Source organism: Streptomyces sp. NPDC002896, assembly GCF_040295225.1.
Classification (GTDB): domain Bacteria; phylum Actinomycetota; class Actinomycetes; order Streptomycetales; family Streptomycetaceae; genus Streptomyces.
In genome coordinates, this window is the sequence record NZ_JBEOVA010000011.1 from 39,425 (window position 1) to 52,100 (window position 12,676).

8 protein-coding genes are annotated in these 12,676 nt (G+C 69.3%); 3 read left to right on the forward strand and 5 right to left on the reverse strand.

What is annotated here, in order from left to right; translation table 11 throughout:
• Nucleotides 1–266: 266 nt before the first annotated feature.
• The 3 genes from ABT009_RS21710 to ABT009_RS21720 all read right to left on the reverse strand — a co-directional run bounded on the left by ABT009_RS21710 (nt 267) and on the right by ABT009_RS21720 (nt 3,981).
• Nucleotides 267–1,220 carry a carbohydrate ABC transporter permease gene (locus ABT009_RS21710; RefSeq protein WP_351297214.1) on the reverse strand — a complete coding sequence of 318 codons (954 nt, stop codon included), beginning with the start codon at nt 1,218–1,220 and terminating at the stop codon, nt 267–269.
• The gene (locus tag ABT009_RS21715) at nt 1,217–2,233 is read right to left on the reverse strand and encodes an ABC transporter permease (protein WP_351297217.1); all 1,017 of its coding nucleotides are present in this window, start codon (nt 2,231–2,233) and stop codon (nt 1,217–1,219) included. The genes ABT009_RS21710 and ABT009_RS21715 overlap by 4 nt, the downstream gene beginning before the upstream one ends.
• 65 nt (nt 2,234–2,298) lie before the next feature.
• Nucleotides 2,299–3,981, reverse strand: coding sequence for an extracellular solute-binding protein (locus tag ABT009_RS21720; protein ID WP_351297220.1), 1,683 nt, complete (start codon nt 3,979–3,981; stop codon nt 2,299–2,301).
• Between the two features lie 241 nt (nt 3,982–4,222).
• Here ABT009_RS21720 and ABT009_RS21725 point away from each other — a divergent pair, with 241 nt between their 5' ends.
• Both ABT009_RS21725 and ABT009_RS21730 read left to right on the forward strand, forming a co-directional pair.
• Nucleotides 4,223–7,150: a glycoside hydrolase family 3 protein gene (locus ABT009_RS21725; protein ID WP_351297223.1), complete on the forward strand. Its 2,928-nt coding sequence runs from the start codon at nt 4,223–4,225 to the stop codon at nt 7,148–7,150.
• An 81-nt stretch (nt 7,151–7,231) separates the two neighbouring features.
• Entirely contained in the window at nt 7,232–8,770 is a 1,539-nt protein-coding gene (locus tag ABT009_RS21730; protein WP_351298015.1) for a glycoside hydrolase family 43 protein, read from the forward strand.
• 122 nt (nt 8,771–8,892) lie between these two features.
• On the opposite strand, the gene ABT009_RS21735 is transcribed toward ABT009_RS21730, so the two are convergent.
• Entirely contained in the window at nt 8,893–9,231 is a 339-nt protein-coding gene (locus ABT009_RS21735) for a hypothetical protein (RefSeq protein WP_351297226.1), read from the reverse strand.
• 197 nt (nt 9,232–9,428) lie between these two features.
• On the reverse strand, nt 9,429–10,457 hold the full coding sequence (locus ABT009_RS21740) for a LacI family DNA-binding transcriptional regulator (protein WP_351297229.1): 1,029 nt from the start codon (nt 10,455–10,457) through the stop codon (nt 9,429–9,431).
• A 348-nt stretch (nt 10,458–10,805) separates the two neighbouring features.
• Here ABT009_RS21740 and ABT009_RS21745 point away from each other — a divergent pair, with 348 nt between their 5' ends.
• Nucleotides 10,806–12,485, forward strand: coding sequence for a cellulase family glycosylhydrolase (locus tag ABT009_RS21745; protein WP_351297232.1), 1,680 nt, complete (start codon nt 10,806–10,808; stop codon nt 12,483–12,485).
• Nucleotides 12,486–12,676: the final 191 nt, after the last annotated feature.

Consider the following 12,676-nt stretch of genomic DNA (forward strand, 5'->3'; position numbering starts at 1 on the left):
TCTCCCAGCCGGTGACCAGGCTTCGCAGCCGTCTGTGGCCGCCGCCCCCAGGACGAACCGGTGGACGGCGGCCTGTACGGCGGCCTCGGCGTCTTCGGCTTTCTCGGGCAAAGTGATGTCGAGCTCGGCATATATGCGCCCCTGCTTGACGGCTCGACCAGCTCCTGGCCAGCTGCGCCGCCGCCCCCGACGAAGTAAGCAACTTCGAAGACGTCCCGGACCGGCACGGCACCTGACACCGCCGCCGACGTGGCCATCATGTCGTCTTATCCCTTGATGGCCCCGGTGAGCATGCCTTTGGCGAAGTGCTTCTGCAGGAAGGGGAAGACCAGCGTGATGGGCAGCAGGGTGAGCACCACGACCGCCATCTGCAGGGACAGCGGGGCCGTCTGGGCGTGGCCGTCCACGCCGTAGCCGGAGTTGACCTGGCCGGGCATGTTCATTCCGAGGTTGACGTACTGGTAGAGCACGTACTGCAGCGGCCACTTCTCACTCTCGGCCGGCATGTAGAGCATCACGCCGAAGAAGGTGTTCCAGTAGCCCACCGCGTAGAAGAGCGTGATGACGGCGTTGACGGCTCGCGAGGTGGGCAGCACCACCGACCACAGGATGCGCCACTCTCCGGCGCCGTCCATGCGAGCGGCGTCGATGAGTTCGGCGGCGGTCGTGGAGTAGAAGGAGCGCAGCACCAGGATGTTGAAGACGCTGACGGCGCTGGGCAAGATCAGCGCCCAGTACTGGCCGTAGCCGCCGAGTTCGCTGACCACCAGGAAGGTGGGGATCAGGCCGCCGCTGACGAACATGGTGACGACCAGGATCAGCAGCAGGACGCGGTGGCCGAAGGAGCGGGCGCGGGAGAGGCCGTAGGCACACAGCACGGAGATGATCATGGAGATTGCGGTGCCTGCGAGCGTGACGCCGAGGGTGACCAGCAGCGACTGTCGTACGGGGCCGCCCGAGAGCATGGTCCGGTACGCCTCGAAGGTGATGCCGTCCGGTACGAGGACCAGTCCGCCGGCCCTGTTGATGGCGGCCGGGGTGGAGATGCTGGTCAGCACCACGCAGTAGAGCGGGCCGAGGATCAGCAGCCCCACGATGGCCAACGTCAGGCCTTTGGTGGTCTGGCCCGCGGCGGTCGGAGGCTCGTCCCAGATCGGGCGGTCGGGGTTGCGGCGCCGGGCGACGGGGTGCGTCGGCCCGGACGTGGTGAGTGCGCTCATTTCCGGTACAGTCCGTCCTCGCCGAAGCGGTGGGCCAGCGTGTTGGCGCCCCAGAGCAGCAGCAGCGCGATGACGCTCTTGAAAATGCCCGCTGCCGCTCCGTAGCCGTAATTCTGGGTGCCGATGCCGTAGTAGAAGGCGAAGGTGTCGAGTACGTCGGCGGCGTCGTGGCCGACGGCCTGGCGCTGGATGAGGAGTTGCTCGAAGCCGACGCTCAGTGCGTTGCCCAGGCGCAGGACGAGCATCAGGACGATGATGCCGCGCATGCCGGGCAGGGTGATGTGCCACAACCGCCGCCACCTGCCGGCTCCGTCGACGGCCGCGGCCTCGTACAGGTTCTGGTCGATGGCGGCGAGCGCGGCGAGGAAGACGATGATGCCCCAGCCGGCGTCCTTCCAGACCACCTGGGAAGTGACCAGGAACGCGAAGGTGTGCGGATCGGTCATCACGTTCCAGGTGTCCATGTGGTGCTGGCGCAGGAACTGGTTGAGCAGGCCGGCGCCGCCGATCATCTGCTGGAAGAGCGTGACGACCAGGACCCAGGAGTAGAAGTGCGGCAGGAAGGTGATGGCCTGGATGGCCGACCGGATCCGCTGGCTCAGTACCGAGTTGAGCAGCAGCGCCAGCAGGATCGGGACGGGGAAGAACAGCACCAGCTGGACGGCACTGATGTAGAGGGTGTTGTTGAGCGCCTGCCAGAACAACCGGTCGCCGAAGAGCTGTTGGAAGTTGTCCAGGCCGACCCACTCGCTGTGCAGGACGCCGTCCAGCGGATCATAGAACTGGAACGCGGTGACGGTGCCCACCATCGGCAGGTAGTTGAAGACGACGAGCAGGGCGATGGCCGGCAGGGTCATCAGGATCAGCGTCCTGTCGCGGCGCAGTCGCATCCACCAGGTCAGCTTGTTGTCGGCGGGCTGCCTTGGAGGCGGTCGCCGGCCGGCGCGTCCGCGGTGCCCGGTCGTGCCGTCGTCCTGCTGTCCCCTGCTGCCCGGCGCGAGCGTCGAGGCCATGGTTTCTCCTTGTACGGGGATGGGGCGCTGGTGCCGGTACGGCACCAGCGGCGGTTCGGCCGCGCCTACTGGCCCGTGCCGAGCTTGTCCAGGACCTCGGACTGGTACCAGGCGACCAGCCGATCGCCGCCACCGCGCTTCCAGGTGCTGACCGCGTCCTGGAAGGCGGAGACCGGCTTGACACCGTGCGCGACGTCCTTGATGGTGTCCTCCACCGCCTGGGCGGCGTCGGCGGCGGCGAAACGCTTCGGCACGGTGATGTTCATGTTGAAGAACACCGGCTTGTACACGTACTTGACGGCCTCGGCGTTCCACGCGCAGCGGTCCTTGGTGACCTGCGGGAAGTCGGGGTTGTACAGCACCTGAAGGGGGCTGACCAGGAACGGGAACGTCTGCGCCTGGACATCCCGCAGGCCCGCCTTGGTGGGGCTCGGGCCGTGGTCGCCCTTCTTCCAGTCGACGCCCTCGACGCCGAAGTTGACCATGAGGTGCTCCTTCGAACCGAAAGGCGCCGCAAGGTAGTTGGCGATGCGCAGGCACTCCTCGATCTGGGCGGGCTTCAGCTTGGCGTTGAGGTAGCTGAAGAACCCGGCCGACGGGGTGAGGAAGAGCCGTGGCGCGGACTTGCCGTCCGCCGAGAAGGGCTTGAAGGAGGCGCGCCGGTAGTTCTTGTTGGCGGCGGTGCCTGCCTGGGCGTCGGTCTCGTTCCAGATGCCCTGCCCGCCGGCGCCGATCAGCGCCTTGCCCGCGTAGAAGCGGGTCGTGGCGTCGTTGCTGTTGCCGGCCAGCACGTCGGGGTGCAGGTAGCCGGACTTGGCGAGCTTGTGGGCCCAGTCGAGGGCCTCGATGAACTCGGGCTGCTCGTACTTGTGCACCAGCTTTCCGTCGACCACGGCGAACTTCGCCGCGTAGTCGAATATCTGGAACAGGTAGCCGTACACGTCGTCGAAGGCCCACACGCCGGCCTTGGCGCTGGTGAGTTCCTTGCCGAGGTCCAAGAACCGTTGGATGGACGTGATCTCGTCGGCGTTGATGCCCTTGTCCTCGAAGATGTCGCCGCGGTAGAAGAACTGGCCCGGCAGGTTGAAGCCGCCGGAGAAGGCGGGTATGCCGTACAGCTTGTCCTGCCAGACCCCGCCCTGCCATGCCCCGGTGGGCAGGGCGGCGAGGTTCGGGTACTTCTTGATCTTGTCGCCGGCCAGGTACGGCGTGAGGTCGGCGAGCTGGGTGCCGGCCAGCTTCCCCAGGTTGAACAGCGGGTTCCACCAGCCCGGCAGTTGCACCCAGTCGGGAAGCTTCTCGGCGGCGGTGAGCGTGGTGATGGTGGTGTTGTACGTGTTGCCGTTGGCCGGCTTCATCGTCAGCGTCGCGCCCAGGGCCTTGTTCATCGCCCGGTAGTACGCGTTGCCGGCGGGCGGTATGGCGCCCCACAGCGGGGTCAGCGTCGTGTAGCGGCCGCCGGAGCCAGGCGCCTCGCTGACCGTCGCGACCTGCTGCGCGGGGTACTTCAGGAAGCCCGGGTCGGCGACGGCACCGGCCGCCCCGGCGACGGAGGGGATGTCGGGACGCACCGCGGTGCTGGGGATGTGGTCCGGGACCGCGGCGGCCATGCCCTTCTTGGAGTTGGTGCCGCCGCGGCTCTTGCTGCCGCCGTCGCCGCACGCGGTCAGCAAGGGTGACATCGCCGCCGCCCCGGCGACGGCCATCGCGCCGCTGACGAAGGATCTGCGGTTCAGTTCACGGCTCATGGTGAGTCGCCTCTTTTCATCCAGTCGAAGCGCTTCGATATTCGCGGCGACCATAGCGACGGGTAACGTTCCCCACAAGAGGTCGGGCGCAGGTTTTTGTGATCTTAAGTCAGCCTATGTGCGCCTACTTGAAAGGGCTGTTGACACGCAACGAACCCGCATGCGAGTTTCGAAGCGCTTCAACGATCCCGGCGGTGCGGTCAGCCTCCGCACTGCCGCACGCCCGGGGGGGTTGCCCGCTGTGAGTACTGCTTCCGTGCCTGCCGACCTGCCCTCCGGGCCGCTCGCGGACCGGCTGCCGTTCCGTGATCCCGGCTGCCCGCTCGCCGAGCGGGTGGAGGACTTGCTGTCGCGGCTGACCCCCGCCGAGCGGATCGCGATGCTGCACCAGTACGCTCCGGCCGTCCCCCGGCTGGGTGTTGCGGCGTTCCGCACGGGCACGGAGGCCCTGCACGGCGTGGCCTGGCTGGGCGCGGCCACTGTCTTCCCGCAGCCGGTGGGCCTTGGCGCCACCTGGGACGAGGAATTGGTGCACCAGGTCGCCACGGCCACCTCGGTCGAGCTGCGGGCCTTCCACCACCACCGCCGTCCGGCGACCGGCGACGGACTTGTCAGCCTGCAGGCGTGGGCGCCGGTGGTGAACCTGCTGCGCGACCCCCGTTGGGGCCGCAACGAGGAGGGGTATGCCGAGGACCCGCTGCTGACCGGCCGCCTGGCTGAGGCCTTCTGTCGCGGTATGGCGGGGGACGACCCGGAGTTCCTGCGCACCGCGCCGGTCCTGAAGCATTTCCTCGCCTACAACAACGAGGACGACCGGTGCATCACGTCGTCGTCCGTGCGGCCACGGGTGCTGCAGGAATACGACCTGGCGGCCTTCCGGCTTCCCGTCGCAACCGGTGCCGCGACCGGCGTGATGGCCGCCTACAACCTGGTCAACGGCCGTCCCTGTCACGTCAGTCCGCTGCTGGAGCGCGAGCTGCGCCGCTGGGCCGCGCCCACTGGCCACGAGTTGTTCGTGGTCAGCGACGCCGATGCGCCCTCCAACCTGGTCGACCCCGAGGACTACTTCGAGGACCACGCCGTCTCGCACGCCGCCGCTCTCAAGGCGGGCATCGACAGCTTCACCGACCACTTCGAGGACAGCGCCACCCCCATCGGCCGGATCACCGAGGCCCGGGACCGCGGCCTGCTCACCGACGCCGACATCGACCGTGCGGTACGCCGCCAGCTGGCGCTGCGCTTCCGCCTGGGCGAGTTCGACCCCGAGCGGGATCCGTACGCCGGCACCGGCTGGGAGGTGGTCGACTCCCCCGCTCACCGGGCGCTCGCCCGGCGGGCGGCGACCGAGGCGGTAGTGCTGCTCAGGAACAACAGCGGGCTGCTGCCGCTGGCCGGCACCGGGCGGCTCGCGGTGGTCGGGCCGCTCGCCGACTCCCTCTTCCAGGACCTGTACAGCGGCACCATGCCCTACCGTGTCACCGCTGCGGCCGGGCTCACCGATGCCGTCGCCGGGCGCGGCGGCGCGGTCACCACCGTGGAGGGCGTGGACCGCGTCGTGCTGCGCCCCACCTCCACCGGCGGCCTGCTCACGGCCGCGGACGACACCGGGCTGTTGTCGGTGACCCCGATCACGGCGGCCGACGAGGCGGCGGGCTTCGACCTGTTCGACTGGGACCTCGGGGTGCTCACCCTGCGCAGTGCCCGCACCTGCCGCTACGTCCACCTCAACGAGGAGGACCAGTCGCTGACCGCCGACCGGATCCAGCCCGCCGAGTGGTTCGTCCGCGAGGCCTTCCGTCTGGAGCCGGCGGGCGACGGCACCGAGTTGCTGCGTTCCGCCCTGACCGGCCGCTACGCCGCAGTGGACCGGGCGACCGGCGCCGTGACCGTCACCGCCGAGGACCCGGCGTCGGCCGAGCGGTTCACCCGTACCGTCGTCCGGGACGGGATCGCCGAGGCCGTGGCGGCGGCCGGCGACGCCGAGGCGGTCGTGGTGGTCCTCGGCAACGCCCCGCACATCAACGGCCGGGAGACCCAGGACCGGGTCGGTCTCGCGCTGCCCCCGGCGCAGGAGCGGTTGCTGCGCGCGGTGGTCGCGGCGCGCCCCGAGACGGTGCTTGTCGTCATGAGCAGCTACCCGTACGCGGTCGACTGGGCCGACGAGAACGCCGCAGCCGTGGTGTGGACCGCGCACGGCGGCCAGGAGACCGGCCACGCGCTGGCCTCGGTGCTCCTCGGCGACGCCGAACCTGCCGGCAGGCTGCCGCAGACCTGGTATCGGGCCGGCGACGAGCTGCCCGGCCGGCTCGACTACGACATCATCAAGGCCGGATGGACGTACCAGTACCACCGTGAACGGCCGCTGTATCCCTTCGGGCACGGCCTGTCGTACACCCGCTTCGACCACACGGGACTGCGGCTGAGCACGCGCCGCACCACCCCGGACGGCAGCGTCACGGCCTCCGTCACGGTGACCAACACCGGCAGCCGCCGCGGCAAAGAAACGGTCCAGCTGTACGTCCGCGCACTCGGCGCCCGCTACGAGGCGCCGCTGCTGAAGTTGGCCGGCTTCCGCAAGGTGAGTCTGGACCCCGGCGCGTCGCGGGATGTCGAGTTCACCCTGGACGTGTCCGAAGCGCTGGCCCACTGGTCGGTCGCCGAGGAGGCCTTGACCGTCGACCCCGGGGAGTACGAGGTGCTGGTCGCCCGCTCGGCCAGCGATGTGGTGCTGAGCGCGCCGCTCACGGTCAGCGGCCCGGAGCCGGCGCCGCGTACGGCCGTCGGGCGCCTGCTGCCCGCCGCCGGCTTCGACGACTACACCGGCATCGTCCTGGTGGACGCCACCCGCACGGACGGCGACGCGGTGACGTCGACGGCCGCGGAGGTGCCCGGCACGCTGGTCTACCGCTGGGTGGATCTGACCGGCGCCCGCTGCGTCACCGCCGAGGTGTCCCGGACCGCGCCGGGCAAGGGCCGGCTCGAGGTGTGGGCGGGCGCGGTCGGCGCCGATGGCACCCTGTTGGCCGACCTGCCCGTCCCGAGCACCGGCGACCGGTACAGCTGGACCACGGCCTCCGCCGACCTGGCGGCCCACCTCCCGGGCGTCCACGACCTGTACCTGGTGCTCACCGGCGAACTCCGGCTGGCCGCCTTCGGCTTCACGGCCTGACAGTCGCCCGCCGGATCCACTGACCCCGCGCGGAAGGTTCCTCGCGGCGCATTTCCCCCGACCACACTCCTCAGGATGGACATGGCGTTCTTCGACAATCCCGTGATCCCCGGCTTCAGCCCGGATCCGAGCATCTGCCGGGCCGGCGACGACTACTACGTGGCGACGTCCAGCTTCGAGTACGTACCGGGTGTGCCGATCTGGCACAGCCGTGACCTGGTGCACTGGCGGCTGATGGGGCACGCGCTGGACCGGCCCTCGCAGCTGGAGTTGCCCGACACGGCCCCGTCCTCGACAGGGGTGTACGCGCCGACCCTGCGGTATCACGACGGCCGGTTCTGGCTGATCACGACCGTGGTGGCCGGGGCGGGCAACGTCCTGGTGACCGCCGAGGACCCCGCAGGACCGTGGTCGGACCCGGTGCCGATCGACATACCTGGCATCGACCCCTCCCTCTCCTGGGAAGAGGACGGCACCTGCTGGTGCGTGTTCTCCTCGGGCGGGATCCGCGGGGTGCGTATCGATCCGAAGTCGGGCGAGCTGCTGGGCGAGCCGGTGCCGATGTGGTCGGGCAGCGGGCTGCAGTATCCGGAGGGCCCACACCTCTACCGGATCGGCGACTGGTGGTACCTGCTGCTGTCGGAGGGCGGCACCGAGCGCGGGCACGCGCTGTCGCTGGCCCGCGCCCGCACCCTGCCGGGACCGTTCGAACCGCACCCGGCCAACCCTGTGCTGTCCCACCGCAGTACCAACCACCCGGTGCAGAACACCGGCCACGGCGACCTGGTGCAGGCGCACGACGGCACGTGGTGGATGGTGCTGCTGGGCACCCGGCCCCGCGGTGACACACCGCTGTACCACGGCATGGGCCGGGAGACGTTCCTGGTTCCGGTGCGGTGGGAGGACGAGTGGCCGCTGCCCGGCCCGCTGGAGCTGCGTGCGCAGGCCCCGGCGCTGCCGCCGCATCCTTGGCCGCAGGAGCCGGACCATGACGACTTCGACTCCCCCGCGCTCGCCCCGTCCTGGGTTTCGCTGCGACGGCAGGACCCGGAGGCCGCACGTCTCGACGAGCGACCGGGCCACCTGGTGCTGCACGCCCGCGCCGACAGCCTCGACACGCCCGGCGCGCTCTTCGTGGGGCGGCGCCAACGCGACCCCGACTGCACCGCCCGCACGCTGGTCGACGTCGCCGAAGGCAGCCGGGGCGGGCTCGCGGTACGGCTGGACGAAGCGCACCACTACGAGCTGGAGGTGGGTGACGGCACGGTCCGCGCGGTCGCCAGGATCGGCCCGTTGCGCCACGCCATCGCCGAACGGGCCGTGCACTCCGGGCCCGTGAAGCTGCGGATCGACGTCACGACCTCCGACGTCCTGCCGCCCACGGTCACGTCCCGCGGCACCGGCCCGGAGGACGCTCCCTCGGCCGGCCTCAGGGTCGGCGGCCCCGACACTCTCCGCCTGGGCTATGAGACGGACAGCGGCGACTTCGAGATCCTCGCCGAACTCGACGGCCGCTACCTCACCACCGAGGTCGCCGGCGGCTTCACGGGTCGCGTATTCGGCATGTACGCCACGCGGGGCAGTGCGGCCTTCGACTGGTTCGAGCTGCGAGCCGTCTGACGGATGATCGCCCACCGCGGCCCGGTTCCCGCCATGGCAGCGGACCGGGCCACGGTGGTTTCCGGAGGCTTGCTGTTCACCGGGGATGGTGCCATCGGGCCCTGCAACCTCGGTCACCATGGTCAACCGGCGGTGTGGGGGTGCAACTGCACGACCACGATCGAGTACGCCGGTACGGTCTGGCTCATGAACGTGCCGAAGCCGGTGTTGGGGGCGACATACCCGCCCTCGACGGTGTGCGTCTGCCAGTGGTAGCCGCCGGTGTCCGGGAGCGTCGCCAGGGTCCGGCCGACGTCGATCGACACGGAGGCGGTGGCAGCGGCGGACGCGGACGGCGTGCCGGTCCCTACCGTGCTGACGGCGAGGGGCGGTACGGCCGTGGCAAAGGCGATCAGGCGGGAACAGTGCTTGCGGACCAGGTGGTGCACGGGCACCTCCAGGATGGGTGACGTGCTGGGCAACTTCCCACCGAGATAATGGAAAGTTTCGTTGAGGTAAGAGCGATAGTTTCTTTGGGAGGCTAGCGACGCTCCCAGCACGGGTCAATGACCCCACAACCCACTTCTTTCTCAAGCGAGATGACGGGCGAAAGGCGACGACGAAACGCCGACAAGCCCCACCAGGCCTTCAGGCGGTGGGGCGGGGAACTGAGGGCAGGTCAGCCCTTCGGCGGCGCGGTGCTGGCGCGGACGGTCAGGGTCGTCCCGATCTCCAGCCGAGCCTGAGGAGCGTTCTCGCCGCGCCCGAGAGTGAGCGCCAACTCCGTCGCAGCGACAGCCATTTCGGTCAGGGGTTGGTGCACCGTGGTCAGAGGCGGGTCCACCCACGCCACCACCGGCAGGTCGTCGAAGCCGACCACGCTCAGGTCCTCCGGGATGCGCAGTCCGGCCTCGCGTGCGGCCTGGTAGACCCCGAGCGCCTGAAGGTCGTTGGCGGTGAAGATCGCGGTGGGGGGCTCGGGAAGGGCCAGCAAAGCACGCGCCGCGGCGCAGCCGTCATCGCGGCTGAGGCCGGCGTGCACGACGAGTTTCGGATCGACCGGCAGGCCCGCGCTCTGCATCGCGGAGCGGTAGCCGTCCAGCCGGGCACAGCAGCACAGCACGTCCTCCGGCCCGCTGATCATGGCGATGCGCCGATGCCCCAGTTCAACCAGGTGCCGGGTGGCGGTCCGGCCTCCCGACCAGTTGGTGGCACCCACGAACGGAACATCGTCGGGGAGCTCGACCGTCGGGTCGAAGACGACGAAGGGGATGCCTTTCGCCGTGAGCTGCTCCCGCTCGGCTTCGGACAACTGGGCCACGGACAGAACGCAGTTCGGACGCCGGGACACGGTGTCGTCCCAGGTCGCCGGAGTGGTGTCGTGCAGACCGAACTCGGACACCAGGACGCCGACGCCGTGCTGCCGGGCCACCCGCTCCACGCCGCGGATGATCTCCACGGCCCACATGCTCTCCAGCTCGCGGAACACGAGTTCCACCGTGTTGCTGCGGTTCGCCCCGGCGGGTTTGCGATAGCCGTACCTGTTGACCAGCTCCTCCACCCGGGCGCGGGTGTCCGCGGACACCCCCGACTTGCCGTTGATCACCTTGGACACGGTCGGGACCGACACCCCCGCCGACTCGGCGATGTACGCGATGGTGACCGGCCGGGACCCGTCGCCGCCTCGCGGGCGTTCCCGATCTGCCACTCCGTCAACTCCGCGGTCCGCCAAGGTCGCCTTCCCCGATCACCGACCCGCTCTCCCACGACTCGGGCCGTGAACGAAAGCAAGCCGAACAAGTCACCTGCGTGTACCGCAGCATTCTGACACTTGGCGTGAACAGACCGGTAGCTTACGGCGCGACTCCTTGTTACATTCTCCGCCGCACTTGACGAAACTTTCTTACGCTCAGGTCGGTTCGTAATCGTCACGAGAACCACCCCGGCGTCAGCTCGGTACCTCCCGCAAGCCCTTCGTGCTCCCCCACCGTGGAAGGCCCACGTGATGACGAGACTGGCAAGACTCCTTGCCCGGCGAAACGACCCCAGGCGGCCCATGCGGCGTCTGGCAGCGTTCGCCCTGGCGATCGCCCTGCTCCCCCTGGCGCCGGTGGCCGCGCACGCGGACACACCACCGCCGTCCAGCTCCCCTGCGGCACGCTCCACAGTCGCGGCCATGCAGCCCGGCTGGAACCTGGGCAACACGTACGACGCCATCCCGGACGAGACCTCCTGGGGCAACCCGCCCGTGACCCAGGCGCTTCTGAAGAAGGTCAAGTCGCAGGGGTTCAAGAGCATTCGGCTCCCCGTGACCTGGGGCACCCACCAGGGTGGGGCGCCCGACTACACGATCGACCCGGCCTGGATGGCGAAGGTCAAGCAGGTCGTCGACTGGGCGCAGGCGGAGGGCATGTACGTCCTGCTCAACATGCACCACGACTCGTGGATGTGGGTCAATCAGCTGGCGACCGACCACGACGCCGTCCTCGCCCGGTACGACGCGACCTGGACCCAGATCGCGGCGACGTTCCGGGACACGTCGCCCAAGGTGGTGTTCGAGAGCATCAACGAGCCGACGTTCAGCGGCACTTCGGGCGATGACGAGAACTACCGGCTGCTCAAGGAGCTCAACAGCGAGTTCCACCGGATCGTCCGCGCGTCCGGCGGCAAGAACGCCACCCGCCTGCTCGTCCTGCCCACCCTGTACACCAACGCCGACCAGTCACGGCTGGACGCCCTGGCCGCCGAGCTGACCGCCCTGAACGATCCCATGGTGGCGACGACCATCCACTTCTACGGATGGTGGCCGTTCAGCGTGAACATCGCCGGATACACCCGTTTCGACGCCACCTCGGAGCAGGACCTCACCGGCACGTTCGACCGCGTGTACAACACCTTCGTCGCCCACGGCATCCCGGTCATCATCGGCGAGTACGCCCTGCTCGCCTACGACCACAACCGACCGGGCATCATCGAACGCGGTGAGCAGCTCAAGTACTTCGAGTTCCTCGGCAATTACGCCCGCCAGCGCAAGCTCACCACGATGCTGTGGGACGCCGGTCAGTTCCTGAACCGCAACACCCTGCAATGGCGCGACCCGGAGCTGTTCGCCCAGATCAAGTCGAGCTGGACCACCCGTTCGGGAACCGCCTCCAGCGACCTGGTGTTCCTGCCCAAGTCGAGCGACATCACCAGCCAGAGCCTCACTCTCAACCCGAACGGCACCGATTTCCAGGGACTTTGGTACGGAGGGCGCGAGCTGGCCAAGGGTACCGACTACACGCTCTCCGGCAACCAGTTGACGTTGACGGCCGCCACTCTCACCCAGCTGGCCGGCGACCGGGAGTACGGGGTCAAGGCGACGCTGCAGGCCAGGTTCTCCCGGGGCGTCCCGTGGCGGATCGACGTGATCTCGTACGACACCCCGGTGCTGTCGGACGCCAACGGGAGCACCAGCTCGTTCGCCATTCCCACCCGGTTCCGGGGAGACATGCTGGCGACGATGGAGGCCAGGTACGACGACGGAAGCAACGCGGGCCCGGCCAGCTGGACCCCTTACCAGCAGTGGGACACCGCCTTCTCCGCCTACACCAGTGACGCCATCAAGCTGACCCCGGAATTCTTCAACTCGCTGAAGGAGGACTCGCAGGTGACGCTCACGTTCCACTTCTGGAGCGGCGCCAAGGTGACGTACCACGTCACCAAGTCCGGGACCTCGGTGACCGGGACCGCCTGATCGGATCGGGTGCGCTGGTCGGCCGGCTGGGGCCAGGGAGGCCGGCCGGCCGGTGCACGCCGACTCGGCCGCTCGGCCGATAGTGCGTGCAGAGGGCCAGTGAGTCACTGGCCCTTCGGCCGATCCGCTACCTGCGCAACTACGCGCACCAGCTCAACCTGGCGGGGGGCCAGTCGGCCGTCGGGCGGTGG